Origin of the sequence: Paenibacillus sp. FSL M8-0142 (genome assembly GCF_038597315.1) — a bacterium.
Taxonomy (GTDB): Bacteria; Bacillota; Bacilli; order Paenibacillales; family Paenibacillaceae; genus Paenibacillus_AQ; species Paenibacillus_AQ lactis.
The window spans coordinates 4,985,690-5,011,400 of the sequence record NZ_CP152008.1 but is presented as its reverse complement, the minus strand read 5'-3'; the positions used below and the strand labels follow the sequence as shown (position 1 = coordinate 5,011,400).

The window sequence follows — 25,711 nt, the reverse complement described above, 5'->3', positions numbered from 1 at the left end:
TAATGTAGCGAAGAATCGCATGGCTTTATTCTATCGATCTTCGTTTCTCTCTGATTGAGCTTTTAAAGGCTCATACCAAGGCAATTTACGATAAAGCAGCATTGTGAATAGGTACCCCGCAAAAAAAATGCGTGATCACGCAATAAAATTTCGGTTACGAACCGTAAGCGAGTGTATATGCTTAAGTTACTAGATGAATATAGTCTTAACGTAGGAAGGGAAGGGGCTCGTGGCATGACAAAAGACCTAGAGTTTGCTTCGGACGATCTCTTGTCGCCCGAAGAGATTGATGTCATCCTAGCTCAGCTAGAAGAGGAAATCATGAAGGCTGCAACCAGAAGAGGCGGGGGGAACGATTGATGGGATTACGGGAGAGGTTGAGATCATTATTTGCCATGAAGCTTCGGACGCGAATGATGTGGGTCATTCTAGGGTCGATTACGATTTTGCTGGGAGGAATGATTACATATATCAGCTTTACGACGAAACATGAAGCGCTGGATTCCGCCAGAACACTGGCATTTACGCAAAGCGAGAAGATTGGCGCCCTTGTACAGCGGGAGCTTGATGATGTGATGAACAGCGCAAGAACCTTGTCCGCCAGCTTTATCGGGATGAAACAGACCGGCTCGGCTGACCGTGAGGTGGTAAGTGAAATGCTGCGGATGAATTTGGAGGGCAATCCGTCCTGGGAAGGAATTTGGACCATTTGGGAGCCTAATGCCTTCGACAGCCGGGATGCGGAATTCCGGAACAAGCTGGGGAGCGATGCTTCCGGACGGATGATCTCTTATTGGGCCAGAACGAAATCCGGTCTTGAGCACACGCCGATTACGGATGATTACACCGCGGAAGGAGAAGGAGATTTCTACCTGCTTGCGAAGAACAGCGGCAAAGAGGTTATTATGGATCCTTACCTCTTCAAAGTCGGCGGTGAAGAGATGATGATGACATCGCTTGTCGTGCCGATTATCGAGAACGGAAAGACGATCGGAGTCGTTGGCGTGGATGTTTCGCTGGAGGCGCTGCAAACCGTGATGGAGCAATTCAAATTGTTCGAAACCGGGTTTGCCCATATCTACTCCAATACCGGGGTGATCGTGACCTCTCCGGAGGATGGAAGGATGGGACAGCGGCTTGAAGATGCCTATCCGGGCGAGACGGCCGGCGATATTTTGAGTGCTATTGCAAAGGGCGAGGCATATTCGGAACAGGATGACGAGCTGTTCAAGCTCTACACCCCGGTCCGGACAGGGCATACGGAGACGCCGTGGTCTGTCGCAATCATTGTTCCGACCGATGAGATTACGGCCCAGTCGGACAGGTTGCTGCAGTTGATTATCATCGCTGGCGTTGTGACGCTGCTTGAAATGGCGATTGTCGTTACGCTTCTGACAAGGTCCATCGTGAAGCCGCTTGGTCAAGCGGTTGCGATCGGCGAATCCATGTCGCGCGGAGACTTTACGCAAGAAATCCCGGAAGCCTATTTGGCCAAAGCCGATGAGATCGGAACGCTGTCCCGGGTATTTAAGCAGCTGGGCGAGAGCATGCGGACGATGATCGGGCGGGTGAACGGCAATGCCCTCTCGGTTGCGGAGGCTTCCCAGCAGCTGTCGGCAGGGGCAGAGGAGCTGGCGGTTGGCAGCAGCACGCAAGCCGAGTCCGTACAGACGATGAGCGAGCTGTTCCAGGAGTGGTCGACGGCCATTACATCGGTGGCAAGCAGCGCTTCGTCGGCATCCGAGCTCGTCAATCAGACAGCCGAGGTGGCGTCCGAAGGCGGAGCGGTGGTCCACCAATCGGTTGAAGGGATGAATCGCGTTCGCGAGCATATGGCGAGATTGGAGCAGGATTCGCAGCGGATCGGTGAGATTACGCTGGTGATCGATGACATTGCGAGACAGACGAATCTGCTTGCCCTGAACGCGGCGATTGAAGCCGCACGTGCCGGAGATCACGGCAGAGGCTTCGCGGTTGTGGCTCATGAAGTGCGCCAGCTGGCCGTGCGAAGCGGAGAAGCGACGAAGCAGATCGCCGACATTATAAAGGGCATGCAGCAAAATACAACCGACAGCGCGGAGGCGGTGCACGAAGGGGTCAGGTACACCGAGCAGGCCGGTGAAGCCTTTGAGCGCATCGTCAGCATGGTGAATGAGTCTGCCGCGAAAGTGATGGATATCGCTGCTGCGAGTGAGGAGCAGGCGGCTCAGGCCGTATCCGTGGGATCCGCGATTGAGAATATCTCATCCTCAACGCAGGAAACCGCTGCGACGAGCGAAGAAACTGCGGCTACCGCGCAATCTCTCGCCGAGCTGGCCGATGAGCTGAACCATACCGTTTCGGCGTTTAAAATCTGATGGCAAGTCCTTGAAAATGGTGATAAGCTTGGCCCTAAGGCCAGGCTTTTTTGCTTGGGAAGAGATTGGAGGATAGCGGCATGTTTGGCAGCCTGTTTCAGCGGCAGTTGTTGAGCGGCAATTTTATTCCCCGGTTTTATGCGTATTACTATAAGCAGTGGACGGATTATACGATGCCGTTTCATCACCATGATTCAACGGAAATTATGTACATGATTTCAGGGACCTGCCGCATCGAAGTGAAGGACGGAAATGAGGAGAAGGGGATCAAGCTGAGAAAAGGGGAGTTCATTATTTTGGATGCCAAGGTTCCCCACCGGCTGATCGTAGACAAGGCGGCTTCATGCCGCATGCTTAACGTGGAATTCGGTTTTGCGGAACGTGAGAGCAGTTCACCCTCCTTGCGCCATATCGCAGATGAGGAAGCGGCGGTGTACTCCTTGATCGGACAGACCTCTCCTTTTGTGGTGTTAGCTGATCGGGAAGAGGTATATCCGGTGCTGAAGAGCCTGGTGCTGGAGCTTGACCAGCGGGGAACGGAAGGAACGCTCATGACGCATCTGATGTTTATCCAGCTGCTTGTGTGTGTTGCCCGGCTGTATAAGGAGCGTGAGAGCAGCGACGTTCCTTCCAGCGAATTCTATATCAAACGGTGCGTTGATTTTCTGCATCATAATTATGACCGGAACATCCAGGTGAAGGATGTTGCGGCTGAAGTCAATCTGCACCCGGGGTACCTTCACCGCGTGTTCAAGAAGGGGACCGGGAGAACAATCACGGATTATTTGACGATGATCCGCATGGAAAAAGCCAAGCTGCTGCTGGAGCAGACCGATATCCCCATCCATGAAATTTCCGATTACGTCGGCGTTTCCAGCAGGCAGTATTTCCACCTGCTGTTTAAGAAATATACGGGGAGCACGCCGGTGGAATACCGGCATTCGAAGGACCGGAATTCCTGGAAACAGGACGAGATCAGCAATCACTCCTAGAGCAGGTTAGAATATTTGACTCGGATGAAAGCAAAGAAGTCATGATATTGATAACGCTTACCGCGGGTTCGTTGCTACAATAGCTTCAACCGATATTGAAGCTGGGAGTGAAGAACGAATGTCGTTTAAGGTAACGTTTATCGGAGCTGGAAGCATAGGGTTTACCCGCGGACTGCTGCGGGATCTCTTGATTGTACCGGAATTCCGGAATATTCAGATTGCCTTCACGGATATCAGCGAGCGCAATCTCTCGATGGTCACCGAACTCTGCCAGAGGGACATCAACGAGAACGGATTGCCGATCACCATCCAATCGACGACGGACCGGCGAGAAGCGCTGGCGGGTGCCAAGTACGTATTTTGCACGATTCGCGTTGGAGGGCTTGAAGCTTTTCAGACGGATGTGGATATACCGCTTAAATATGGCATTGATCAGTGCGTAGGCGATACGCTATGCGCGGGCGGCATTATGTACGGTCAGCGCGGAATCCCCGAAATGCTTCGCATATGCAAGGATATTCGGGAGGTTTGCCTGCCGGATGTGCTGCTTCTCAACTATTCCAACCCGATGGCGATGCTGACATGGGCTTGCAATAAGTACGGCGGCGTTCGCACGATCGGCTTGTGTCACGGGGTTCAACACGGCCATCATCAGATTGCCGAGGTCTACGGGCTGGACAAGAAGGACGTGGACATTGTCTGCGCGGGCATCAATCATCAGACTTGGTATATAAAAGCATCGCATCAGGGAAGGGATTTGACCGAGGGGCTGCTGGAGGCGTTCGAGCGCCATCCGGAATACAGCCGTACCGAGAAGGTCCGGATCGATATGCTTCGGCGCTTCGGCTATTACAGCACGGAGTCCAACGGCCATTTGAGCGAATACGTGCCGTGGTACCGCAAGCGTCCGGAGGAGATCCCGGATTGGATCGACCTGGGCAGCTGGATCAACGGAGAAACCGGCGGCTATCTTCGTGTCTGCACGGAGGGAAGGAATTGGTTCGAGACGGATTTCCCGAACTGGATGAAGGATCCGGCTGTCAGCTACACCCAAGAGAACCGTGGGGAAGAGCACGGCTCCTATATCATTGAAGGCTTGGAGACCGGGCGGGTCTATCGAGGGCATTTCAACGTCGTCAACCAGGGAGTTATCTCTAATCTGCCGGACGATGCCGTCATCGAAGCGCCGGGATATGTCGACCGGAACGGGATCTCCATGCCGCTCGTAGGAGAGCTGCCGCTTGGTCCCGCAGCCGTATGCAATGCGAGCATTTCGGTACAGCGGTTAGCGGTGGAAGCGGCCGTACATGGCGACGATCAGCTGCTTCGGCAAGCATTCATGATGGATCCGCTCGTCGGGGCGGTGTGCAATCCGAAGGAAATCTGGCAGCTGGTTGACGAGATGCTTGTAGCCGGGGAAGCTTGGCTGCCCCAATACAAGGACGCCATAGCCGAAGCGAAGCAGCGGCTGGCCGCTGGCAGCCTTCTTCCGACCCGAAGCTATGAAGGCGCCGCCCGGCTGAAGGTGAAGACGATCGAGGAGATGCGTCAGGACCGGGATCAGGCTAATCGGAATGCGGGTGAATCCGACAAGGGGAAAGACCGCGAGAAAATATCGCCCGGTCTGGAGTGAATGGAAGAAAATGGAGTCCATGAGTTAATGGAGTTAATAGAGTTAACGGAGTTAATGGAATCGTTGGAAGCAATGAGTCAATGGAAGCGATCGATGTAATGAAAGCCATAAAAGTCGATGAATCATTGAATCTAAGCAGCATTAATCATGAATCATGGATCAAGGGTGCTCGAGATCGCCGCAATGGTAGACCTCCGGCCGTTTTATGCGGCCGGAGGTCTTTTTTGGCCGCACTTGCCCAAGCAAAAGCGCGTATCTTGCGAAAAGTTGTACTAAAGGGGAGCAAAGGCCCCATTTCACAAATTTGACGAATATTTCAAAAAATGAGACTGCTAAATCCATGCCCTCAGAAATTTTGTACAAAAAGTCGTGCAAAAGCCATTGCGAAAGCGTCAACCCTCATGCATTTATACGAAAAATCATACAAACGCGAACACGTAGCGTCCCGTTGCAAACATCTTCTCTTTCAAAATTATGAATGGATAAACTTGACTTTAAAACAGGTAAGCGTGCACAATGGAAATGGTTTACAATGCATGCAAGTGGAGAGTCAAGTTTTAATGAAGAAGGAGGCCATAGGATGATCATTGGGGTTCCTAAGGAAATTAAAAATAATGAGCATCGTGTCGGCATGACGCCGGGCACTGTCGTCAGCTATGCAAAGGCCGGGCACGAAGTGCTGGTGCAATCCGGTGCCGGTCTCGGCGTCGGCTTCACCGACGAGGATTACATCGCGGCAGGGGCGAAAGTGGTAGGAACTGCCGCAGATGCATGGAAGGCCGAAATGGTCGTCAAAGTAAAGGAACCCCTGCAGGAGGAATACGATTACTTCCAAGAAGATATGATTCTCTACACCTACCTGCATTTGGCTCCCGAGCCGGAGCTGACAAAAGCATTGGTAGACCGCAAGGTATGCGCGGTGGCATATGAGACGATTCAGCTTCCGGATGGCAGTTTGCCGCTCTTGACGCCGATGAGCGAAGTGGCCGGCAGAATGTCCATTCAGATCGGCGCCCATTTCCTGGAGAAGGCGCACGGCGGCAAAGGAGTGCTGCTCAGCGGCGTTCCCGGCGTAGCTCCGGGCAAGGTGGCAGTCATCGGAGGAGGCATCGTCGGTACGAATGCCGCCAGGGTTGCCCTCGGTCTTGGCGCGGATGTCAGCATTCTGGATATCAATCCGGTCCGACTTCGTCAGCTGGACGATTTATTCCAGGGGAGAGTTAAAACCATTATGTCGGACCCGTATCATATTGCGGAAACGGTGAAAACGGCAGACCTCGTCGTTGGAGCCGTCCTTATCCCGGGTGCCCGAGCCCCTCGGCTCGTTACCGAGGAGATGGTCAAGGAGATGAGCCCCGGATCCGTCATCGTGGATGTGGCGATTGACCAAGGCGGCTCTATCGAGACGATTGACCGGATTACCACCCACGATCATCCGACCTACGAGAAGCACGGCGTCATCCATTACGCCGTTGCTAACATGCCGGGTGCCGTAGCGCGCACCTCGACGCTGGCGTTGACAAACGTTACGGCTCCGTATGGACTGAAGATCGCGAACAAAGGCATACGATCCGCCGCCCGGCAGGATCAGGCGCTGGCCAAGGGCATTAACGTGATCGGCGGCAAAGTAACGTATGAAGCGGTCGCAGCTGCACACGGATATGCTTATACCAGCATAGACGATTACTTGCTGTCTTAAGGCTGCAGCAGATGTGTTTTACATATAAAAAAAGCTCTTTTTCGAAATTACGAAAAAAAGAGCTCTTTTATAACGGTCATCGCCTTGGCACAAGCGGCGAATCAGAAGTCACGGTTCATGCTCTCTTCATCGGCAACCGATTGAATTTCTTCCGATCCGATGCTGAGGACCTGGTATCCGTCCTTCGCTTGCTTGTTTAATGCGCGTTCCTTTATGAATTTCGGGCTCGCTTCGCCTGCGTCTTCATCATAAACGAGGAGGATGCCGTCGGTTTTGCGAAGAAGGAGATCATCCCTGGCCGTGAATTGCCATGGGCCACGATAGGGCTCCTTGCTGACAGCGGCATAAAAGTCGACCCCCTTCATGAGCTGCTGGAAATAGGACTTCTTGTCATCGTTCCACTGCTCCTCAGGATTCAAGTAGGCGGTAAGAATGGAGCACCTCAGCTGGGGATACGTTGTCTTCAGCTCGATGGCGGCCTCGATCGCCCATAAGTCGACTCCGTATTGTCCGGGGGTGATGACCCATTGCAATCCTTCCTCAAGCAGCGGAATGAGCCGGTTCGCTATCGCTTTGCGGATATAGGGGATGCCTTGATGCTTGTTGCTGTAGATACCGAGCTCATGGGCCCGATATCCGGTGACCAGAATGTTTTCCATCTGCGTACACTCCTTGATGGGATGTAGGATCAGTGTATAGTTTTCAGAAACATCTAGCAACATCGTTTCACAAAGTTTCGGTTTGGGTAAGTAAGCGAGAATACATATTTTAGGAGGACATTCTTTTGAAGAAATGGACAGCGGTACTACTTGGAACAATTTTGGTTATGGGATTGGCTGCATGCGGCAATGACAAAGAGGCTAAAGAAGAGCCGGTAACCCCGGCTGCCGGACAGGAAGCGACGACGCCGGAAACGCCGCCGGCTGAGGACGCTAAAGAGGAGCCGAAGGAGGAAGCTGCACCGACGGCTGACGAGCTTCTGGAAAAATCGGTGGAAGCTTCCCAAAGCATGAAGAGCTTTGCCATGCAAGCCGATATTAAACAAAATATCGTTGTGGAAGGCACGGAGAATGCCGAGCAGAACATCGACATGGTGCTGGATTCGGAAGTAACGCTTGAGCCGATGGAAATGATGCAGAACATGACGATGGAATCGCCGGAAGGCAAAGTCGAGATGAAGCAATATATTACAGAGGAAGGCATCTATATGTTGATGGATGGACAATGGATGAAAATTCCTCAAGAATCGGAGCAGGAAATCCGCAGCAGCTTGGATATGGCCGCAGCCGGCCCTAAGCAGCAGATTGAGCAGTTCAAGTCGATCGCCAAGGATATGAAGGTAGCCGATGAAGGTGACAAGTACGTCTTGACGGCGGAGGTTTCCGGCGATAATTTGAAAGAGCTCGCAACGTCCATGATGAATCAGGCAGGCGGTGACCCGCAAACGGCTGCAATGATGGAGCAGATGGACATCAAGAGCATCAACATCGTGTACGGCATACAGAAGGATACCTACTTGCCAACCGCGACCGATCTGGACATGGTGATGGAAATGGAAGCCGAAGGTCAGAAAGTGACGCTCGACATGAAGATGAAGAGCACGTATTCCAAGCATAATGAGGTAAGCAAGATCGAAGTACCGAAGGAAGCGTTGAGTGCGGAATAATCGGATATTATATATTAATTAAGGAAACAGCTGTCCCGCCGGATGCGGGACAGCTGTTTTTTTAGATGTGTGTGCTCGTCGGGCCGTATATCAGCGGGCATTGTCGAAATCATGGATCAGCTCGGGCAGGCCTATCGAACCTCTACAACCACGCTGCCAAACAGCTGTCCGTCAATCGAAGCCATAATCCGCCATAATCCCGGTGAAGGCAGCATCATCATAGACGGGAGCATCGCATCTGCGCCGTACATCGGGGAGGGGCGGATTTCCGTCTGAAATACATCGATCAGCTCATTGGAATGCTGTTTAACGGCGGTAAACGTCAAGTCGCCGGTCAGCTCCTCGTCCTTTCCCCAGAAATGCCACATATACTTATTGGGTTTGCCTGCAGCAAAATCCATGCCGAGGAAAGCGAGCCGCCCCTCCACGCCCGTTACGCTTCTCGGAGGGGCGCCCTTGGAAGCGGCGATCTTCGCTTCTTCTTCTGAACGATCGGTAACGAAGGAGGGGCTCGGCACCCAGCTTCCGTCAGGCACATCGAAGACGATATCGCCGTATTTTTTTCCGTCGATCAGCAGATCGAACTTCCATAGCCCTGCGAGCGGCAGTCCAAAGCGGGAAACAATACGCGTCGCGTCCTTGAAGGACGAATCCGGTCCGCCTTCGTATGCCATGTCCGCCGTAATTTCCGTCTCGGCCAGCTCCTCCAGGATCGTGCCGGAATCCCGATGAACGGCCGTAATGCGGACATGCTTGCCCTCAAGCTCCTCGATCGGCGACATAAGGAACCATGCCGCTCCCGCAGGAGCGCCAGCAGCGTAGTCTCCACCGGCAAACACTTGAAGCTTTGGCTCCCCGTTCTCCGTATACAGCGTATGCGGTGTCCATTCGGAGGCCGAGCCGGGGCCCTTAAGAGGCACAAGCTGTCGAAGGGCGGGAAACGCTTGCCATCCCCATACTGCGGTTAGCAGAAGGAGCGCACATATTCCGGCCGTCAGGACAGGGACGCGGCGCCTCCAAGAAGACGCCAAGCCTTGCGAATGCTGCAAGTCAGCGGATTTCCGGCGATTCAGAATATCGGCCTTCATCTCCTCCGTGAACATTGGCTCCCGGAACGGGGAAGCTGCAAGCTCCCGGGCCCATTCCGGCCGATCCGGCTTCGATTCCTTATTCATTAGGCATCCTCTCCTCTCAGCAAATTTTCCATTCTTACGCGGGCGCGGTGGAGCCTGGATTTGATCGTCCCCTCCGAGATGCCTAGCAGCTCGGCCATTTCCTTGCGGGTCAGCTGAAAATGAAATTCCAGCAGGAGCACCTCCCGGTATGCCTGGGGCAGCTGCATGACATGCTTCCAGATCTGCGATACCGCTTCCGTATCCAAAAACTCCATTTCGGCGGAAGGGCCGGCCTGTCTGGTTGTGAGCCATCCCACAAGCGAGACTTTGGATATGAAGGAGGATTTGAGATAATTCAGGGACAGATTGCGGGTGATGGTCAGAAGCCAGGTCTTGACGGAGCTGCGGCCTTGGAAATCCTTCAAATGCCGGAAGGCTCTTAGGAAGACGTCCTGGCTGATATCATCGGCAGCATCGCGGCGCTTCGTAAGGAAATAGGCATAATTCCATACATCCTGGCCAAAAGACTCCATAAGCTCTTTCAGGACTGAGCCGGCATCGTCTGCGGCTACCATCGTCTTTAGGTACTCCAATATTCGTCACCTCATGAATTAGACAAATGAAGACATCATCGGTTCCCGGCTTGTTGTCATTTATGCGAAACGAAATCAGGCGGTTAAACGTTATATAATTATCGGCATCCGAACAAGGCGCGAGGGGAGGAAAGGGTATGGATCTGTATTTTAAGGATAACTTTTTTAGCGCGGGCTGGACAGATATTATGAATGTGAATGGGGAAAGCATCGGCACACTGGATTTGAAAAGCGCCTTCAGCTCTTCACTGGATGTATACGATGCCTCAAGGACCAAGGTATGCAGCGGCTCCTTCCGTTTCTTCTCGAACAAATGGAATGTCGTTGACGCGGAGGACAGGGAGCTTGGCGTGCTGCGTATGCGAATGAGCTTTGTAACCAAGAAATTCGAATATGATGCGGGAGATCGGGGCATTTATGAAATTGTATCTCCGGCTTTTTCCAATGAATATGAGATAAGCGATGGCAGGGGAAGCCTTGTCGCACGGTTTTCGAGGATCAGCGGATGGCTGCAGCCAGGCGCTTACCGGCTGCACAACAGCAGCGGGGTTCTCGGCGATTATGAGCTGATTGCCGTCGTGATGGGAATCCATGAAATCCGCAAGCGCAATAACAGTGCGGCGGCAAGCGCATCCCATTAACGCCGTCTTACGGGCAGGAGGGAATAGGGCAGCATGAATACAGTCAGCGATCATTTGGATTATGGCTTGACGATTATTTTTATCGGATTTAATCCGAGCTTGCGATCCGGGGAGGTTGGGCATCATTATGCGAATCCTCGCAACAATTTTTGGAGGATCTTGCATCAATCGGGCTTGACGCCCCGGCTTTATGACGCTTCCGAGGACGGGGAGCTACTTAAATTGGGCTACGGCTTCACCAATATCGTGGCAAGGCCGACCAGGGGGGCGGAGGATATTACGCGCGAGGAATACCGGGCAGGACGGGAGACGCTTAGGGAAAAGCTGCAGAAATACAGACCTCAAGTCGCCTGCTATGTCGGCAAAGGCGTATACACCGAATTCAGCGGCAGGACGAAGGCGCAATGGGGCTTGCAGTCCGATTCCGTTGTTGACGGGGTCCGCGATTTTGTGGCTCCCTCTTCCAGCGGACTGGTCCGCATGCCCATGGGGGAGATTGTGTCAATATACCGGGAGCTGTACGAGCTGGTTTCCGAAAGCCCGGAGATGTAAGCCAGCTTTACGCTTTACATGTCCTTTAAATGAGTGATAGATTTCCCTAAAAAAGAGGAACGCCTCATAAGACACCGATATCCGGTTCTTGAGCGTTCCTCTTGTTGTGCTGCAATTTTTATGGGCTGTGCCGGCTTACAGCCGCAGCAGCGAAGGGTCGATCCGCGGGACAAGCCCTTCGTCAGCCGCGCGATCCAGCAGGGACGTAATAGCATTGTAACCGTCCGAACCAAGATCGGCCGTGAACGGGTTGACGTACAGGTTAATGTGAGCCTCCGCTACCTTCGGATCCATCTCCTGCGCATGCTCCAGTACATAGGATCGGGATTCCTCCGGATGCTTCCACGCATATTCGACCGAGGCGCGGGTCCATTCGGCAATGCGGCCAAGGTCAAGCGAACGGCGGGCAACGATGGCGCCGAGCGGGATCGGCAGGCCCGTATCCTCTTCCCACCAGCTTCCGAGATCCGTCATTAGCTTGAGGCCGTAGGAAGGATAGGTGAACCGCGCTTCATGAATGACAAGACCGGCGTCGATTTCGCCGTCCCGTACGGCAGGCATGATCCGGTCAAACGGCATGACGACAATTTCGCCAAGCCCGCCGGGTACATGCTTTGCGGCCCATAAACGGAACAGCAGGTAGGCTGTGGACCGATCGCTCGGAACAGCCACGCGGCGACCGGACAGAGATGCAGGGCTGGCCGGGGTTTGGCCGTCCGTGAGCTTGTCCGCCGTCAGCACGAGCGGGCCGCAGCCGCGGCCAAGTGCGCCGCCGCACGGAAGCAGGGCATACTCATCGAGTACCCACGGCAAGGCTGCATAAGATATTTTCAGAATGTCATGTGTCCGGTCCTCCGCAGCCCAGCGGTTCGTAATATCGATATCGGCATAGGATACATCAAGCTCTGGGGCACCCGGTATCCGTCCGTGCACCCAGGCGTGGAATACAAAGGTATCGTTCGGACAAGGGGAAAACGCAATTTTCATGACAGCACCTCCGGAAGTAGTGAACTGGCGGTCTCAAGCTGGCGCAGCGCTTCGGGAATCCGCCATGCGCTGCGATCCCTCGGACCGACCTTATTGGATATTGCGCGGATTTCCATGACCGGTACGCAGGCCATAGCGGCAGCCGTCGCCACGCCGAAGCCCTCCATTCCTTCAGCGGCAGCGCCGGGCACCTGCCCGGCTAACCCTGCCGCGCGTTCTGCACTGCCCGTTGTCGTGGAGACGGTCAGGATCGGACCAAGACTTACGGGCAAGCCGGCGCGCTTCAGCGCTTCGACAAGCCGAATGGATGCGTTAGTCTCGGCTTCAATCCGGTCGGTTCCGAAACCGAGCTCCCGAACGCTGGCAAAGCCGTCCGCCGTTTCCGATCCCAAATCCGCGGCGACGATCGAATCGGCGATAACAACGCCGCCCACTTCCGCTCTTCCGTCGAAACCGCCGGCGATGCCGGCGCTGATGACGAGGCGATATGCCGAACGGACCAGACGGGTTGCGGCAGCAGCAGCCGCGGCAGCAGGGCCAACGCCCGCTGCAATGACATCGAAGCCGTCCGCATTCCTTAATCCCCGCATGACGGCATCCCGTTCCGCCTCTACCGCGGTAACGATCAGCACGCGACGGGCGGACGGATCCTGCGTGTTATGATTCCCGGCTCTTGCCGGGTCTGATTGAGAATGATCTTGCATGTTCTGCTCTCCTTCATGGCTGAATTCCAGCGACCTACCCTTTAACGTTATCTCGTTACGGCTCTTGTGTAAAGTCTTAGGGCTTTCGTCTTGCCTCAGTTTTTGTAGCAGGAGCTTCCCTGCATAGAGTATAATGGACAAAAACTACGTACATCGGGATGAGATTCGGAGGTTGGATATCTTTGCGCAAGAAGGGTGCGAACGGACAAGAGAGCAGGGCGAAACTGCTGATGATCGCTGCTAATGAATTCGCGAGATCAGGGTATCATCATACGAAGATCAGCACCATCGTATCCCGGGCAGGGTTAACCCAGCCGTCGTTTTACCTGTATTTTGAGAGTAAAGAAGCGATCTTTCGGGAATTGGTCGGGAATTTCCGGTCCGGGCTGAAGGAGCTGATCGAAGGCAGCAGGCTGGAGGGCGGCATAAGGGAGGATGATGTTCCCGATCGGCTGCTGACTGTCTTAACAAGCTTATTTGAGTATTTGGGCAAGGATCCTGATTCAACCCAGATCGGATTTTACATAAGCGAGGAATCTGCAGCCATCAAGTCGGAAATGGCCGCAATGATCGCGAATAATTTAAGGGCCGAGCAGCAGGAAGGTTATTTCCGGGCCGAAGCGGATATGGCGGTCATTTCGGAAAGTCTGGTCGGGGTCATCGAAAGGCTGACGCTGCAGGAGCTACTTAACGGCAAGCGGCCTTCCGGGGATTTGGCGCGTCATGTCGTGAATCTCTTCATGCACGGCATCTGCGAACACCCGTATGGCCGAGTGTCAGGCGATAAGTTCCAGGGAGTATGACATCGATAATCTGCATTATGGATACGAATACGACTGCATCCTTCGCTTCATGCGCCGATTGCAGTCTGTTTTTGCTGTCTTTCGCGCTGCAGCATCGTTTGAAATATGGCGGGAAAGTGGAGTATATTCGTAATACACATGTATGTAACCGATTCCATCAGGAGAGTCAGAGGAGAATGATCGGAGGATCCGCTAATGAAGAAGATGATGCTGGTTTACGGTGCGCTGATTGTCGCATTTCTCCTTTATGTATTCATGTACCGTCTTGAGGACAAGCGGACATCCAGCTGGGAGGAAGGCGGGCTTCACGGCAGCATCGGCGAGAGCTACGTTATGGTCACCTTTCAATCAGGCATGGAATATTGGAAAAATATTTTGAAGGGCTTCGAGGACGGCGGAGACGCGCTTGGCGTTACCGTCGATTACCGCGGCGCTACGCAATATGACGTCAAGGAGCAGATTACCGTCCTGGAGCAGGTTATCGCCAAGCGGCCGGCAGGGATTGCTTTATCGGCCATCGATTCGAAGGCGCTCACGCCAACGATCAATAAAGCCGTTGATGCGGGAATTCCGGTCGTCCTGTTTGATGCGGACGCTCCTGACAGCAAAGCCTACTCCTTCCTGGCGACCAACAATTACAATGCCGGGGCGGCAGCTGCAGATAAGATGGCTGAGCTTCTTGGACGGGAAGGGGAGGTCGGCATCATTACCCAAACCGGCCAGCAGAACCACGATGACCGGACGGCGGGCTTCCGGGAAACGTTAGAGAAAAGCTATCCGGCCATGTCGGTGGTGGAGATTAGGGAAGGCAAAGGAGATATTATCGCCTCCAAGGAAGCTGCCGCCCGCATGATGGAGAAGTTCCCCGAGCTGAAGGGCATCTTTGCGACGGAGGCGAACGGGGGAGCCGGCGCCGCCGATGCCGCCATTGCCGCGGGCAGGGCCGAAGACGTCCGAATTATCGGGTTCGATACGAATAAAGTGACGCTCGACCGGATATCGGACGGATCGATTTCGGCCACGATCGCGCAGGGAACCTGGAATATGGGGTATTGGTCGCTGCAATATTTGTTCCATCTCCATCATGGCCTTACCGTTCCTGCGCCGACGCTCGGCAATGATGTCGCTCCTCTGCCGCCCCGGGTCGATACCGGCATTACGATCGTGACCCAAGAGAATGTGAAGGATTACTATGCGAAGTAACGGATTGGGCGCATGGCGGCAGGGGCTGAAGCGGTGGCTGCATTTTGGGGATCTGCCGCTTCGTTACAAGCTGGTCATTCTGTTTCTGATGATCGGCATTCTCCCCTCGATCGGGCTCGGGGTGCTGGTGAACTGGACGGTTAATCGGATTGTGGATCAGCAGGTGACAAGTCATACCATACAATTGATCGGGAAGGTTAATCAGACGCTCGACAACGAGATGGAGAACCTTCAGAACATCACCTATCTTATCGGCTTCGATCCCCGCACGGAGCGGTTTATGAAAGGACATATCCAGGGGGATATGCCTCCGGCCCAGGCGGGGAACAGCGTACAGGCAAATGCCGGATACGCCTCGGACCGCCGCCTGATGCAGCAGGATGATGCGGACAATTACGAGATCCACCAGTATCTTCAAGGCTTTACGACGCTGTATCCGGAGATTGCCGCTATTCTGGTGGTCAATCGTGAAGGGGCCTATATCAGCAACGAAATGTATGCCCGAGGCAGCGGGAAGCTGACGGATGAGGCTTGGTACCGGGAAGCCATTAAGAATGAAGGAATCTTTACCGTGCTCGGGCATCCGTCGGATCGCAATGTGACAACGCACGTGCATTATGCCGATGAGGAGCTGGTTTCGGTTGTCCGTTCCTTTGTCGATCCGGATACCCGAGAGGTCACCGGGGCGGTCCTTATTGATTTGAAGCTTCGGACCGTAGCACGTGCGGCCCGGGATGTGACGCTGGGCAAGAACGGGTACCTGATGGTGACGGAGGCTGGGGGATCCAGCATCTATAAGCCGGACGACTCCCTGCTTCCAAGCATACCGCCGTCATGGTTTCCGGAGCAGGACAGCGGCACGTTCATACGCGAGGTGAACGGCGAGCGGGTGCAGCTGATTTACGGTACGTCATCCTTCACCGGATGGCGGACCATCGGCGTGTTCCCAACGAACGAAACGGTTTACGAAGTGAAGGAAATCCGATTCTATTTAATCTGCTTCCTGTTTATGGTCTGCCTCTTCGGCGTTACTGCCTCGTATACATTGTCGCAATCGATTTCGCGGCCGATCTGGCAGCTGATGTCGTTCATGCAAAAGGCGGAGTCCGGCGATCTTGCGATCCGCTACTGGGGGAACCGGCAGGATGAAGTCGGCATGCTTGGCCGGAGCTTCAACCGCATGCTGCTTCAGATTCGCAAGCTGATGAAGCTGAGCGAGCTGCGCGAGCGGCAGAAGCGGGAAGCGGAGCTGCGCAGCCTTCAGGCGCATATTAAGCCGCATTTTCTGTACAACACGCTCGATACGATTCATTGGATGGCCCGCAAAAAAGGGGCGGATGAGGTGTCCGAGCTGGTGGAATCCTTGTCGACCCTGTTCAGGATCGGTCTCAGCAAGGGGGATGACATCATTCCGATGCAGGATGAATGGACGCATATCAGCAGCTACTTGCAAATTCAGAAGACCCGGTACCGGGACAGGCTGCAGACGCAGCTGGAGCTTGCGCCCGAGGCCGAAAGGCTGTATGTCCTTAAGCTGCTTCTGCAGCCGATCGTGGAAAATGCGATTTACCACGGCATCAAAGCGCGCCGGGGACCCGGGCGAATATCGATCAGGGCGTATACCGAGAATCATGCCCTGGTTCTGAACGTTCAAGACAATGGCGCGGGCATGCCGCAAGACAGGCTCGACGAGCTTCGCCGAAAGCTTCGGGACCCGATCTCCGCCATGGATGAGGATGCGGGCGGGACATCTGCGGGTAGCCGCAGCTACGGCATGCTGAATGTTCAAGCCCGGATACAGCTAACGTTCGGCGAGGCTTACGGAATCACCATAGAAAGTACGGAAGGCGAAGGAACTTCGGTGACGATCCGTCACCCGCTGCTCGCTGCGATTCCTCCGCCGCCGGATAACGATAGGGGAGATAGGCTATGAATAAGGCTAACCAGGTGCTTTACCAAGTGCTGATCGCCGATGATGAGCCGATCATCCGCGAGGGGATTCGGGATGCGGTGGATTGGGCTGCGCTCGGCATGGAAGTGGCAGCCGAAGCGGAAGACGGCGAAGAGGCGCTTGAGCTTGCGCTCAGCCGCGTTATCGATATCGCGCTTGTGGATATGAACATGCCGTTCATGGACGGCATCGCGCTGATGAAGAGGCTGAGAGAAGAACGCCCTGATTGCCGTTTCGTGATCATCACGGGCCATGACGAATTCGCATATGCGCAGGAAGCGATCCGGCTTGGCGTAAAGGATTATATTTTGAAGCCGGTGAATGCGGAGCATCTCGTATCGGTGCTGCGCAGCGTAAGGGAAGAGCTGGATGAGCGCCATATTCAGAGCAACTATTTGAAGAAGGCATCGGAACAGATCGAGAAGAATATCCCGCTCCTTCGCGAGCGCTTCTGCCAAGAATGGATTGACGGACAGCTTGAAGAGTCTGAAGCCGTGGAGCAGCTGGAATTCCTCGGCCTGCCGCCAAAGCTGCCCCTTCAGGCAGGCATCGCGAGATGGCCCGAGCTGACCGTCCCCCAGCCGCTCATGAAGGAGAGCGACCGGCAGCTGTATCTGTTCGCTATGGAGAACATGATTGGCGAGCTGCTGCAGCCGGCTGCCCATGTGCTGTTCCGCGACCGAACGGGCCATATCGGCATGCTGCTGTGGGATGAAATCCCTGCGAAGACGTGTGCGGATGCCGAGCAGGCGGTTCAGAAATACTTGAAGCTTTCGATCCAAATGCATGTCGAGCCGGTACGGGACGACAGTGGAGGAATATCGGCCGCGTACGAAGCCTGCCGGGAGGCGGTGCTCCGTGACGCCCAGCTGTCTCCGCTGGTTCGCCGGGCCAGGCAGCTGATTCAGGAGCAGTATGCCGATCCGGAGCTGACGCTGGAGTCTTTGGCTGCGGAGCTTCAGGTGTCGCCGGTTTACCTCAGCCGTACCCTCAAGAAGGAGCTGGGCACGTCGTTTGTCGTTTTCATCACCCAGACCCGCATCCGGAAGGCGATCCAGCTTCTGAATGGCACCGATCTGTCTATTCTTGAAATCGCGGAGCGGACCGGCTATGACAGCCAGCACTACTTCAGCACAGCATTCAAGAAGGTGATGGGCGTATCGCCGAACGGCTATCGCAAGGGCCTCGCTTTTCAGGAAGAGAAGGGCGGTTGACGTATATTAACAAGCAGTCCCTGTTTGGTTGGAGCTCCCAACGAAGCAGGGACTTTTTCTTTTCGGGATTCATCGCTGGGATCGATTCCGGGAAGCCGGTGAAGGTTTACCATTCACACTCCTCCATTCATCCACTCACTCGTTCATCCATTCATCCATCCATTCATTTAACCATCCAATCAGGCCACAAAAGTATGAAAATTATAAAAAAGGTTGTATCTGTCGAAAGACCCTTTCCATCCGCGGGTGTATGCTGATTCATACAGAGAGGCTTTTACGGATGGTAAGGATGTAAGCGCTCTCGATCCAACTTTTCGGAAAGGGGAACAACCGATGAAGAGAGGAATGCTGGGTGTTCTTATTGCGGTCATGCTGGTTGCCCTGACGGCCTGTAACCTGGCCGAAACGGATGCCGGCGATGCGAATAAAGGCTATGTCGGGCTTGCGATGCCAACCAAGTCATCGGAGCGCTGGGTGGCCGACGGTAAAAACATGGAGCGGCTGTTTCAGGAAAAAGGCTATAAGACCGATCTTCAGTTTGCGGAGGACGTGATTGAGAACCAGATCGCCCAGATCGAGAACATGATCACCAAGGGCGTGGATGTCATCGTGATTGCATCGATCGACGGCAATACGCTGACGGATGTTATCAAGAAGGCCCATGATCAAGGGATCAAGGTCATCGCGTATGACCGTCTGATCCGCAATACCGAGCATTTGAGCTACTACGCGACCTTCGACAACTTCAAGGTCGGGGTGCTGCAGGCTTCCTATATCGAAGAAAAGCTCGGCTTGAAGGAAGGAAAGGGGCCGTTCAATATCGAGCTGTTCGGCGGCTCGCCGGACGATAACAATGCGTACTTCTTCTATGACGGGGCGATGTCGGTGCTGAAGCCGTATATCGATTCCGGCAAGCTCGTGGTGCGCAGCAAGCAGACGACCATGGCGCAGATCGCGACACTCCGTTGGGACGGCGCGCTGGCCCAGTCCCGGATGGATAATCTGATCAGTGCGAATTATTCGAACGCTCATTTGGATGCGGTCCTTTCCCCTTATGACGGCATCAGCATCGGGATCATCTCCTCGCTTAAGGGTGTAGGGTACGGTACGCCGGATAAGCCGCTGCCGATTATTACGGGGCAGGACGGGGAGCTTGCTTCGATCAAATCGATCGTGGCCGGCGAGCAGACGCAGACGGTGTTCAAGGATACGCGCCAGCTGGCGGAACAGGCAGTAAAGATGGCCGAAAGCGTAATAAAAGGTGAAGAGGCCGAGGTGAACGATACCGAGTCCTACGATAACGGAGTCAAGGTCGTGCCGGCATACCTCCTTCCACCGGTGTCAGTGGACGCTAGCAATGTCGAGAAGGAGCTTGTGGATACGGGCTACTACACGAAGGAAGAAATCGGTTTGAAGTAAATAACGGCCTTATGGATACGAAACAGAAGGGAAGGTGCAGCCCGAATGTCGGAATACATTCTTGAAATGCGGAACATAACGAAAGCGTTCCCAGGCGTGAAGGCGCTGGATAGCGTGAATCTGAAGATTCGCGAAGGCGAAATCCATTCCTTGTGCGGGGAGAACGGCGCCGGCAAATCTACGCTGATGAAGGTGCTGAGCGGCGTGTATCCGCACGGTACTTATGATGGTGATATTTTGTTCAAGGGGAAGGTATGCGAATTCAAAAGCATTAAGGACAGCGAGGACCTCGGCATCGTCATCATCCACCAGGAGCTGGCGCTGATTCCTTACTTGTCGATTGCGGAGAATATTTATCTCGGCAATGAGCGCGCCCACAAAGGCATCGTGGACTGGAACGAGACGATCCGCGGAGCGAAGGAGCTGCTGGGCAAGGTCGGGCTTACGGAAAATCCGAACACGCCAGTGGGCACCATCGGGGTCGGCAAGCAGCAGCTGGTCGAAATTGCGAAAGCGCTCTCGAAGAAGGTAAAGCTGTTGATTTTGGATGAACCGACGGCAGCCTTGAACGAGGATGACAGCGAGAACCTGCTGCAGCTGATGCTGGAATTCAAGAAGCAGGGCATCTCATGCATTCTGATCTCCCATAAGCTGAACGAGGTTTCCAAGGTGTCGGATTCCATTACGATTTTGCGGGACGGCAAAACCATCGAAACGCTGGATATGCACGGCAAAGAGGTCAATGAGGACCGCATCATCCGCGGGATGGTCGGACGGGACTTGACGAGCCGTTATCCGGAGCGTACTCCGAAGGTCGGTGAAGTCATCCTGGAGATCAAGGATTGGACGGTATATCACGAGCTGCAGGCGGACCGCAAGGTGATTGATGGCGCGAACCTCCATATTCGGCGCGGGGAAATCGTCGGCATTGCCGGACTGATGGGATCGGGCCGGACCGAGCTTGCGATGAGCGTGTTCGGCAGGGCATATGGCCGGAATATCAGCGGCGAGCTGTATAAGAACGGGCAGGTCATTCAGAACCGGACGGTGACCGAGGCGATTGCGAACGGCTTTGCCTATGTGACGGAGGACCGGAAGGATTACGGCCTGATTCTGATCGATGACATTAAGCGGAATATCTCCCTTACGGGGCTGCCGAAGCTGGCGAGGAACATGGTGATCGATGAAAGGGAGGAAATCCTCGTTGCCGAGGAGATGCGCAGGAAGCTGAAGATCAAGACGCCGAACATCTTGCAAAAGACCGGCAATCTGAGCGGAGGCAACCAGCAGAAAGTAGTCTTGAGCAAATGGATCTATTCCGAGCCGGACATCCTCATCCTCGATGAGCCGACCCGCGGCATCGATGTGGGAGCCAAGTTCGAGATTTACTCGATTATCAATCAGCTTGCGGACGAAGGCAAAGGGGTGCTGGTCATTTCCTCCGAGCTGCCGGAAATCCTCGGCATTTGCGACCGGATCTATGTCATGAATGCCGGCCGGATCACCGGTGAAGTGAGCAAGGAAGAGGCTTCGCAGGAAACGCTGATGAGATATATGACCAAGAACGGAGGGGCTTAAGCATGGAAACGCTCATGAAATTATTCAAAAACAATATTCGGCAGTACGGAATGATCATCGCCTTGGTCCTGATTATGATCTTCTTCCAGATCATTACGGGCGGGCTGCTGCTTGAGCCGATCAATATTACGAACCTGATCCTGCAAAACAGCTACATTCTCATCCTGGCCATTGGGATGGTGCTGGTCATCATTACGGGACATATTGACTTGTCCGTCGGCTCGGTGGCGGCTTTCGTTGGTGCTGTCGCAGCCGTGATGATGGTCGATATGCAGCTGCATCCGGTGATCGCCGTCATCGCCTCCTTGATCGTCGGGGGATTGATCGGCGCCTGGCAGGGCTTCTGGGTGGCGTATGTGAGAATCCCGGCCTTTATCGTAACCCTTGCCGGTATGCTGCTGTTCCGGGGCCTTACCATGATCGTCCTGGATGGGCAATCGATCTCGCCGTTTCCGGGCGGATTTCAGAAGCTCAGCTCGGGCTTCGTTCCGGATTTCGGCAACACCGGCACCAATCTGGTTGCGATTCTCGTCGGCATCGCGTTTACGGTGATTTATGTCATCAATGAGCTAAGAGACCGTAAATCCCAGAAAAAGTATAACTTCGACGTGCTTCCAGGCGGCCTGTTCCTGCTTAAGCTCGTTCTGATGGCTGCCGTTATAAATGCCTTTACGTTTATGCTGGCAAGCTATGCAGGCCTGCCGAATATTCTGATTTTGCTGCTTGTACTGATCATCATCTATTCCTTTGTCATGAACAAAACCGTGATGGGACGGCATATTTATGCCCTTGGCGGCAATGAGAAGGCCGCTGCGTTGTCCGGCGTGAAGACGAAAAAGGTAACATTCTGGGTATTTGTCAACATGGGCGTCATGGCGGCAATTTCCGGCCTGATGTTTGCCGCCCGTCTGAACGCGGCAACGCCTCGTGCGGGTACGAACTTCGAGCTGGACGCCATTGCGGCAAGCTTTATCGGCGGTGCATCCGCCACAGGCGGTATCGGTACGGTGTTCGGCGCAATCATCGGCGGCCTCGTCATGGGTGTCCTGAATAACGGCATGTCCCTCGTCGGACTCGGCATCGACTGGCAGCAGGGCATCAAGGGCCTTGTCCTTCTGGCAGCCGTCGCTTTCGATATTTATAACAAGAAGAAGAGCAGCGCCTCGTAATTGCATTTTGGCGAATATACAAAAAGCACGGCCGGCTCCGCGCAGATATTTAATGTCTGCGGGAGCCGGCCGTGCTTTTTTGCGATAAACGACTAAGCTCTTAGGTGGGGTTCAATACTAGCTTATCTCAGCTTAATCGTCACTTTGCGTGTCAACAAGCGGATCAACACCAGCCCAAGAAGCATGATGACGGCCGACCCGGCAAGCGAAACGTACAGCGGCACGTCAAGGGTGAAGGCAGGCATCCAGCGATCCCATAGCGAGGCCAGTTCGAATTGCCACAGCGCATCCATGAAGCCGACAAGGACGATCGCTATGGCGATGAAGCCTAAACCTCGAATCCAGTCGTGACGGTAGAAGCCGGAGCCGATCATCCATCCCATCAGGTAGTAAACGAAGATTTGGATGCCAAAGGACGCCAGGGCAAGGAACCAGTTGTGCTCGAATGCCTGCAGTACCGGAGAGTTCCCGGTGTCCGAGAAGTTCATCGCTGAGAGCAGCAGGCTGACGGGGCCGACGACGAGCGGAAAGGCAATGGACAGCAGCAGGGCGGCCAAGGCGGCTCCTTTAAAAAAGTCCCTTCTGGTGAAGCCGTGGCGCACATAGAAGCTCAGGAAGCCGAAGGAGGATATAATGCCGATGACCAGCATGAAGCCCTTGGTCGAGCGGTAGATGATGGAGAAGAAATCGTCCTGGGCGATGTTGCTGCTGCTGCCGGTAATCCCAAGCGCGAGGTTAAGGAGGAACACGATAACCAGATATCCTATGGCCCATGAGCCTTGGTGCCAAAACATCTCCATCATTATTCTCGAAGCGGCTGACGTTGGTTGTTTCATGTTCCCTGCTCCTCCCCTGTGATATGGATAAACAAGTCCTGCAGCGAGATCGGACCCAGCTCAAGCCCCGCACGTCTAGCTGCATGCTTGGATTCCTCTCTCAGCTCTCCGTAGACGATGGCCGATTTGGTGGAGCCCAGCTGTTGAACATTCAGCACCTTCAGTCCCGGCGTGAATTCGTCCACCTTCTGCGCTGGTCCCGTAATCGAAACGCCGCGGGAGGTTAACGATTCGTAATCGTCTTGGAGGACGAACCGGCCTTTATGGATGATAATGACCTCCTCGAACAAATAATCCATCTCCGACACGAGATGCGTGGACAGGATGAACGTCCTTGGGTGCCGCTCCTGATCCTCGAGGAGCTCCCGGTAGAAAATTTCCCGGGTGGGTGCATCCATGCCCAGGTACACCTCGTCCAGAATCGTAACGGGCGAGCGGCTGGCAAGCCCGATAGTCACGTTGAAAGCCGACTGCATGCCTTTCGAGAGCTCCTTAAGCGGTTTATCCAGCGGCAGGTTGAAATTACGGGCAAGCCTAAGGGCATATTCCCTATCGAATCGGGGCCGATATCCGGCTACCGTCTCAATCGCCGTTTTGACTTTGTCCGACTCGTCCTTGTAGTCGATGTCATAGAGGAAGGAGACCTCCCGCATGATTTTTGCATTTTCAAACGGCTGCTCCCCGCCTACCTTCACCGTGCCTGATGACGGCTCGCGAAACGAAGCCAGCGCGGACAGCAGCGAGGTTTTGCCTGCGCCGTTCCGTCCGAGAAGGCCGTAAATCTTCCCGCCGTCCAATCGGAAGGACATATCCTTCACGGCCTCAACGTCCCCGTAGCGAATGGAGACCCGGTCGAATTCGATATCAAGATTCATGGGCGTCACGCTCCTTTACTTGGGTGATGATCTCAAACAAATCTTCCGTGGACAGGCCGAGCTTGTCGGCCTCCTGCACCATAGGCACCACATAATCATCTGCAAATGCATTTTTCCGGGTCCGAAGCAGCTGCTCCTTCGCCCCTTCCGCAACAAACATGCCGACACCCCGCTTTTTAAAAATGAGGCCGGATTCAACGAGCAGGTTGATCCCCTTCAAGACCGTAATGTGATTGATTTTGTAAAAGCTTGACAGCTGCGTCGTGGAAGGCACCTGCTCCCCTTCGAGCAGCTGGTCGTTCACGATCTGATCTTCGATCTTCTCCTTGATCTGGAGGAACAAGGGCTTGTTATCCGGATATACCGAGCTGCTAATTCGAATCACCGCCTTGCCGTTGATGTTTCTGTAAAGGTTATATGCTTATATATATGACTATATAACCAAAACGTGCCGAGCATGTCAAGGTCATTTTGGGAAAATTTGCACCAAAGGCTGCTAACCGATTAATCTTAAAGTGAGTAGACGTAATAAAGGGAAGGCTCCAGTCATTGATTGTAGGCTAGCAAGCTGCTGATCTGCTTTCCGACGAATGCTTTACGTTTGTATGTTTGGGCTGGAATGAAGAGGACGTTGCCGAGAGCACGACGCTCATAAAGCTAGCGAAATATTTTGAGAGAATTTATGTGGTCTCAACTCAGAATAGATTCCGTTCCCAACTTCTTGCTATTTATAAAAAATAATCGTCAAGCGTCGTCGTATAACTGCATGAATCTCCCAAAACTCTGTACTTCCTAAACTGCAAAAAGACACATGCGCACACAAGCGCATGTGTCTTTTTGCAGTTCAAAACCTTGAGAAAACAGGCCGGTCCGTGCGTTCACGGCAAATCGTTATTTCGATTTCGCTCCCTCCGAATACTCATGGATATCCGCATCCGGCAGCTTGCCGCGCTGAAGTTCGCGGATCGTCAGCCCGAAATCCATCTGCAAATGCGGATAGTCAGGGAATTTGTCCCAATCGCCGCCCCATTCGAACCCGAGCTCTTTGGCGATGGCCACCACTTCCATCCAGTCGGATTTGCCATTGCTGTTACCGTCGTATTCCATGTCCCAGATGACGCTTCCATCTTCGAGCCTCAAAGCAAAATCGATAGCGAGCCCGTAGTTGTGGAGAGATTGGCCGGCTTTGGCGTTCGTAACGATATCCCCCTCGGTTGTCCGGCCCTGATTGTAGATCCGGGTCTGTTCTTCATGGCTCCGGTATCCGTCGGTGATGACGATCGTGATGCCCCGCTGCTTGGTGAGGCGGACCAGCTCGTTTTTTTGCTTCAACACATAAGGGTGTAGGCCGGTGATCGCCGGCGTTTCTTTTTTACCAAGATCAAAATCCATGTCGTTGATGATGCCGGGAATTGCGGTTTGCATCTGCATATAAAATATGGCGAGCAGCAAGGCGGCCAGGAGGACAAGGGTCTTTCTTCTACGTTTAATCATCGGAGTTTCGTTTCTACCTACTTTCACAAGAATCACTTACGATCAATCTTCTCTCAATCTATTATATCGGCAACCGGGCCCAGGTTCCAACAGCGCCGGACTCCTGACCATAAGCAGGAATGAATAGCAATCCCTGGTTCTTCGCATGCTAAGCAACAAGATGGAAAATGCTTGTCCCAAAACGATGGCGGCGAAATCGTCGCCGGGAAAGCCGGGGCAGGGAAAGGAGA

General features: G+C 54.0%; 25 protein-coding genes. 16 read left to right on the top strand and 9 right to left on the bottom strand.

The genetic code is table 11. From position 1 onward, the window contains the following. Nucleotides 1–234: 234 nt before the first annotated feature. The 6 genes from NSQ46_RS23095 (at nt 235) to ald (ending at nt 6,681) form a co-directional block, all read left to right on the top strand. A complete protein-coding gene (locus NSQ46_RS23095) occupies nt 235–360 on the top strand; it encodes a hypothetical protein (protein ID WP_260842840.1) in 126 nt (41 codons plus the stop codon). Beyond that, nucleotides 360–2,357, top strand: coding sequence for a methyl-accepting chemotaxis protein (locus NSQ46_RS23090; RefSeq protein WP_007130869.1), 1,998 nt, complete (start codon nt 360–362; stop codon nt 2,355–2,357). The genes NSQ46_RS23095 and NSQ46_RS23090 overlap by 1 nt, the downstream gene beginning before the upstream one ends. 80 nt (nt 2,358–2,437) lie before the next feature. Further along, nucleotides 2,438–3,349, top strand: a complete 912-nt coding sequence (locus tag NSQ46_RS23085; RefSeq protein WP_007130868.1) for an AraC family transcriptional regulator — start codon at nt 2,438–2,440, stop codon at nt 3,347–3,349. 118 nt (nt 3,350–3,467) lie between these two features. Then, a complete protein-coding gene (locus NSQ46_RS23080) occupies nt 3,468–4,982 on the top strand; it encodes an alpha-glucosidase/alpha-galactosidase (RefSeq protein WP_007130867.1) in 1,515 nt (504 codons plus the stop codon). A gap of 80 nt (nt 4,983–5,062) precedes the next feature. After that, nucleotides 5,063–5,290, top strand: coding sequence for a hypothetical protein (locus NSQ46_RS23075; protein ID WP_040738904.1), 228 nt, complete (start codon nt 5,063–5,065; stop codon nt 5,288–5,290). Nucleotides 5,291–5,562: 272 nt separating this feature from the next. Next, a complete protein-coding gene (ald, locus tag NSQ46_RS23070) occupies nt 5,563–6,681 on the top strand; it encodes an alanine dehydrogenase (RefSeq protein ID WP_251537079.1) in 1,119 nt (372 codons plus the stop codon). Nucleotides 6,682–6,782: 101 nt separating this feature from the next. Here ald and NSQ46_RS23065 read toward each other — a convergent pair whose 3' ends face one another. Beyond that, nucleotides 6,783–7,340 (bottom strand): DUF1273 domain-containing protein, encoded by a 558-nt coding sequence (locus NSQ46_RS23065; RefSeq protein WP_007130865.1) that lies wholly within the window; start codon nt 7,338–7,340, stop codon nt 6,783–6,785. 125 nt (nt 7,341–7,465) lie between these two features. Here NSQ46_RS23065 and NSQ46_RS23060 point away from each other — a divergent pair, with 125 nt between their 5' ends. Next, nucleotides 7,466–8,347 carry a DUF6612 family protein gene (locus tag NSQ46_RS23060; protein WP_007130864.1) on the top strand — a complete coding sequence of 294 codons (882 nt, stop codon included), beginning with the start codon at nt 7,466–7,468 and terminating at the stop codon, nt 8,345–8,347. Nucleotides 8,348–8,478: 131 nt separating this feature from the next. On the opposite strand, the gene NSQ46_RS23055 is transcribed toward NSQ46_RS23060, so the two are convergent. Together NSQ46_RS23055 and NSQ46_RS23050 are read right to left on the bottom strand one after the other, a co-directional pair. Then, the gene (locus NSQ46_RS23055) at nt 8,479–9,522 is read right to left on the bottom strand and encodes a DUF4871 domain-containing protein (RefSeq protein ID WP_251537074.1); all 1,044 of its coding nucleotides are present in this window, start codon (nt 9,520–9,522) and stop codon (nt 8,479–8,481) included. Then, nucleotides 9,522–10,037: a sigma-70 family RNA polymerase sigma factor gene (locus NSQ46_RS23050; protein ID WP_251537173.1), complete on the bottom strand. Its 516-nt coding sequence runs from the start codon at nt 10,035–10,037 to the stop codon at nt 9,522–9,524. The genes NSQ46_RS23055 and NSQ46_RS23050 overlap by 1 nt, the downstream gene beginning before the upstream one ends. A gap of 155 nt (nt 10,038–10,192) precedes the next feature. Here NSQ46_RS23050 and NSQ46_RS23045 point away from each other — a divergent pair, with 155 nt between their 5' ends. Beyond that, nucleotides 10,193–10,696: a hypothetical protein gene (locus tag NSQ46_RS23045; protein ID WP_342574815.1), complete on the top strand. Its 504-nt coding sequence runs from the start codon at nt 10,193–10,195 to the stop codon at nt 10,694–10,696. A 33-nt stretch (nt 10,697–10,729) separates the two neighbouring features. Further along, entirely contained in the window at nt 10,730–11,248 is a 519-nt protein-coding gene (locus NSQ46_RS23040) for a mismatch-specific DNA-glycosylase (RefSeq protein WP_007130860.1), read from the top strand. Between the two features lie 135 nt (nt 11,249–11,383). Here NSQ46_RS23040 and NSQ46_RS23035 read toward each other — a convergent pair whose 3' ends face one another. Both NSQ46_RS23035 and NSQ46_RS23030 read right to left on the bottom strand, forming a co-directional pair. After that, entirely contained in the window at nt 11,384–12,235 is an 852-nt protein-coding gene (locus tag NSQ46_RS23035; protein WP_210095176.1) for a 1,4-dihydroxy-6-naphthoate synthase, read from the bottom strand. Beyond that, nucleotides 12,232–12,939 carry a futalosine hydrolase gene (locus NSQ46_RS23030; RefSeq protein ID WP_210095175.1) on the bottom strand — a complete coding sequence of 236 codons (708 nt, stop codon included), beginning with the start codon at nt 12,937–12,939 and terminating at the stop codon, nt 12,232–12,234. The genes NSQ46_RS23035 and NSQ46_RS23030 overlap by 4 nt, the downstream gene beginning before the upstream one ends. Nucleotides 12,940–13,121: 182 nt before the next feature. Between NSQ46_RS23030 and NSQ46_RS23025 the strand changes: the two genes are divergently transcribed. The 7 genes from NSQ46_RS23025 to mmsB all read left to right on the top strand — a co-directional run bounded on the left by NSQ46_RS23025 (nt 13,122) and on the right by mmsB (nt 22,276). Further along, complete coding sequence (locus NSQ46_RS23025) at nt 13,122–13,742, top strand: TetR/AcrR family transcriptional regulator (RefSeq protein WP_342574811.1); 621 nt, start codon at nt 13,122–13,124, stop codon at nt 13,740–13,742. A gap of 195 nt (nt 13,743–13,937) precedes the next feature. After that, complete coding sequence (locus NSQ46_RS23020; RefSeq protein WP_342574809.1) at nt 13,938–14,945, top strand: substrate-binding domain-containing protein; 1,008 nt, start codon at nt 13,938–13,940, stop codon at nt 14,943–14,945. Then, nucleotides 14,935–16,878: a sensor histidine kinase gene (locus NSQ46_RS23015; RefSeq protein ID WP_342574807.1), complete on the top strand. Its 1,944-nt coding sequence runs from the start codon at nt 14,935–14,937 to the stop codon at nt 16,876–16,878. Before NSQ46_RS23020 ends, NSQ46_RS23015 begins: the two co-directional genes overlap by 11 nt. Continuing rightward, nucleotides 16,875–18,110, top strand: coding sequence for a response regulator (locus NSQ46_RS23010; protein WP_341034148.1), 1,236 nt, complete (start codon nt 16,875–16,877; stop codon nt 18,108–18,110). The genes NSQ46_RS23015 and NSQ46_RS23010 overlap by 4 nt, the downstream gene beginning before the upstream one ends. 333 nt (nt 18,111–18,443) lie before the next feature. After that, nucleotides 18,444–19,529, top strand: coding sequence for a multiple monosaccharide ABC transporter substrate-binding protein (gene chvE, locus NSQ46_RS23005; RefSeq protein WP_007130853.1), 1,086 nt, complete (start codon nt 18,444–18,446; stop codon nt 19,527–19,529). Between the two features lie 45 nt (nt 19,530–19,574). Then, nucleotides 19,575–21,107: a multiple monosaccharide ABC transporter ATP-binding protein gene (gene mmsA / locus NSQ46_RS23000; RefSeq protein WP_007130852.1), complete on the top strand. Its 1,533-nt coding sequence runs from the start codon at nt 19,575–19,577 to the stop codon at nt 21,105–21,107. A gap of 2 nt (nt 21,108–21,109) precedes the next feature. Continuing rightward, the gene (mmsB, locus tag NSQ46_RS22995) at nt 21,110–22,276 is read left to right on the top strand and encodes a multiple monosaccharide ABC transporter permease (RefSeq protein WP_340901270.1); all 1,167 of its coding nucleotides are present in this window, start codon (nt 21,110–21,112) and stop codon (nt 22,274–22,276) included. Nucleotides 22,277–22,398: 122 nt separating this feature from the next. On the opposite strand, the gene NSQ46_RS22990 is transcribed toward mmsB, so the two are convergent. The 4 genes from NSQ46_RS22990 to NSQ46_RS22975 form a co-directional block, all read right to left on the bottom strand. After that, nucleotides 22,399–23,112, bottom strand: a complete 714-nt coding sequence (locus tag NSQ46_RS22990; protein ID WP_340901269.1) for a Tat pathway signal protein — start codon at nt 23,110–23,112, stop codon at nt 22,399–22,401. Then, nucleotides 23,109–23,987, bottom strand: coding sequence for an ABC transporter ATP-binding protein (locus tag NSQ46_RS22985; RefSeq protein ID WP_340901268.1), 879 nt, complete (start codon nt 23,985–23,987; stop codon nt 23,109–23,111). Before NSQ46_RS22985 ends, NSQ46_RS22990 begins: the two co-directional genes overlap by 4 nt. After that, nucleotides 23,977–24,363 (bottom strand): GntR family transcriptional regulator, encoded by a 387-nt coding sequence (locus NSQ46_RS22980; RefSeq protein ID WP_040739034.1) that lies wholly within the window; start codon nt 24,361–24,363, stop codon nt 23,977–23,979. Before NSQ46_RS22980 ends, NSQ46_RS22985 begins: the two co-directional genes overlap by 11 nt. Before the next feature lie 515 nt (nt 24,364–24,878). Further along, nucleotides 24,879–25,481 carry a M15 family metallopeptidase gene (locus tag NSQ46_RS22975; RefSeq protein WP_213616009.1) on the bottom strand — a complete coding sequence of 201 codons (603 nt, stop codon included), beginning with the start codon at nt 25,479–25,481 and terminating at the stop codon, nt 24,879–24,881. Nucleotides 25,482–25,711: the final 230 nt, after the last annotated feature.

Excerpts from the sequence above, each read along its gene's own strand:
- NSQ46_RS23095 (WP_260842840.1), top strand. The coding sequence starts at position 235 with ATGACAAAAGACCTAGAGTTTGCTTCGGACGATCTCTTGTCGCCCGAA.
- NSQ46_RS23090 (WP_007130869.1), top strand. The coding sequence starts at position 360 with ATGGGATTACGGGAGAGGTTGAGATCATTATTTGCCATGAAGCTTCGG.
- NSQ46_RS23085 (WP_007130868.1), top strand. The coding sequence starts at position 2,438 with ATGTTTGGCAGCCTGTTTCAGCGGCAGTTGTTGAGCGGCAATTTTATT.
- NSQ46_RS23080 (WP_007130867.1), top strand. The coding sequence starts at position 3,468 with ATGTCGTTTAAGGTAACGTTTATCGGAGCTGGAAGCATAGGGTTTACC.
- NSQ46_RS23075 (WP_040738904.1), top strand. The coding sequence starts at position 5,063 with ATGGAAGCGATCGATGTAATGAAAGCCATAAAAGTCGATGAATCATTG.
- ald (WP_251537079.1), top strand. The coding sequence starts at position 5,563 with ATGATCATTGGGGTTCCTAAGGAAATTAAAAATAATGAGCATCGTGTC.
- NSQ46_RS23065 (WP_007130865.1), bottom strand. The coding sequence starts at position 7,340 with ATGGAAAACATTCTGGTCACCGGATATCGGGCCCATGAGCTCGGTATC.
- NSQ46_RS23055 (WP_251537074.1), bottom strand. The coding sequence starts at position 9,522 with ATGAATAAGGAATCGAAGCCGGATCGGCCGGAATGGGCCCGGGAGCTT.
- NSQ46_RS23050 (WP_251537173.1), bottom strand. The coding sequence starts at position 10,037 with ATGGTAGCCGCAGACGATGCCGGCTCAGTCCTGAAAGAGCTTATGGAG.
- NSQ46_RS23045 (WP_342574815.1), top strand. The coding sequence starts at position 10,193 with ATGGATCTGTATTTTAAGGATAACTTTTTTAGCGCGGGCTGGACAGAT.
- NSQ46_RS23040 (WP_007130860.1), top strand. The coding sequence starts at position 10,730 with ATGAATACAGTCAGCGATCATTTGGATTATGGCTTGACGATTATTTTT.
- NSQ46_RS23035 (WP_210095176.1), bottom strand. The coding sequence starts at position 12,235 with ATGAAAATTGCGTTTTCCCCTTGTCCGAACGATACCTTTGTATTCCAC.
- NSQ46_RS23030 (WP_210095175.1), bottom strand. The coding sequence starts at position 12,939 with ATGCAAGATCATTCTCAATCAGACCCGGCAAGAGCCGGGAATCATAAC.
- NSQ46_RS23020 (WP_342574809.1), top strand. The coding sequence starts at position 13,938 with ATGAAGAAGATGATGCTGGTTTACGGTGCGCTGATTGTCGCATTTCTC.
- NSQ46_RS23015 (WP_342574807.1), top strand. The coding sequence starts at position 14,935 with ATGCGAAGTAACGGATTGGGCGCATGGCGGCAGGGGCTGAAGCGGTGG.
- NSQ46_RS23010 (WP_341034148.1), top strand. The coding sequence starts at position 16,875 with ATGAATAAGGCTAACCAGGTGCTTTACCAAGTGCTGATCGCCGATGAT.
- chvE (WP_007130853.1), top strand. The coding sequence starts at position 18,444 with ATGAAGAGAGGAATGCTGGGTGTTCTTATTGCGGTCATGCTGGTTGCC.
- mmsA (WP_007130852.1), top strand. The coding sequence starts at position 19,575 with ATGTCGGAATACATTCTTGAAATGCGGAACATAACGAAAGCGTTCCCA.
- mmsB (WP_340901270.1), top strand. The coding sequence starts at position 21,110 with ATGGAAACGCTCATGAAATTATTCAAAAACAATATTCGGCAGTACGGA.
- NSQ46_RS22990 (WP_340901269.1), bottom strand. The coding sequence starts at position 23,112 with ATGAAACAACCAACGTCAGCCGCTTCGAGAATAATGATGGAGATGTTT.
- NSQ46_RS22985 (WP_340901268.1), bottom strand. The coding sequence starts at position 23,987 with ATGAATCTTGATATCGAATTCGACCGGGTCTCCATTCGCTACGGGGAC.
- NSQ46_RS22975 (WP_213616009.1), bottom strand. The coding sequence starts at position 25,481 with ATGATTAAACGTAGAAGAAAGACCCTTGTCCTCCTGGCCGCCTTGCTG.